The organism is Neisseria sp. P0021.S006, assembly GCF_051956895.1.
Window position 1 is genome coordinate 1 of the sequence record NZ_JBQCWZ010000481.1, and the last position, 1,024, is coordinate 1,024.

At 56.4% G+C, this 1,024-nt stretch carries 1 pseudogene; it reads left to right on the plus strand.

The features are described 5' to 3' along the window. Positions 1-1,024 (plus strand): annotated as a pseudogene (locus ACTHUM_RS15145) (S9 family peptidase); the annotation flags it as partial.

Sequence of the window (1,024 nt, forward strand, 5' to 3'; positions counted from 1 at the left end):
TCCATCAGGACGCGGAATATCCGAAGGGCGTGTACCGTGTGTGTACCGCGGCGACGTACCGTTCCGGCTATCCTGAGTGGAAAATCCTGTTTTCGGTGGCGGATTTCGACGAGTTGCTCGGCGACGATGTGTATTTGGGCGGCGTGTCGCACTTGGTGGAAAAGCCCAACCGCGCGCTGTTAACACTGAGCAAATCGGGCGGCGATACGGCGTACACGCTGGAAGTGGATTTGGAAGCAGGGGAGTTGGTAGAAGGCGGTTTTCACTTTCCGGCAGGCAAAAACCATGTGTCGTGGCGCGATGAAAACAGCGTGTGGGTGTGTCCGGCTTGGGACGAACGCCAGTTGACCGAATCGGGCTATCCGCGTGAAGTGTGGCTGGTGGAACGCGGCAAGAGTTTCGAGGAAAGCCTGCCTGTGTATCAAATTGCCGAAGACGGCATGATGGTGAACGCGTGGCGTTATCTCGATCCGCAAGGTTCGCCGATTGATTTGATTGAAGCGTCGGACGGTTTTTACACCAAAACCTATTTGCAGGTGTCGGCCGAAGGCGAGGCGAAACCGTTAAACCTGCCCAACGATTGCGACGTAGTCGGCTATCTGGCTGGACATCTTTTGCTGACGCTGCGCAAAGACTGGAACCGCGCGAACCAAAGCTATCCGAGCGGCGCATTGGTGGCAGTAAAATTAAACCGCGGCGAATTAGGCGCGGCGCAGCTTTTGTTTGCGCCCGATGAAACGCAGGCATTAGAAAGCGTGGAAACGACCAAGCGTTTTGTGGTGGCGAGCCTACTGGAAAACGTACAAGGCCGTCTGAAAGCATGGCGTTTTACCGACGGCAAATGGCAGGAAGTCGAACTGCCGCGCCTGCCTTCGGGCGCGTTGGAAATGACCGACCAACCGTGGGGCGTCGACGTGGTTTACCTTGCCGCCAGCGATTTCACCACACCGCTGACGCTGTTTGCATTGGATTTGAACGTGATGGAACTGACCGTCATGCGCCGTCAGCCGCAGCAGTTCGATTC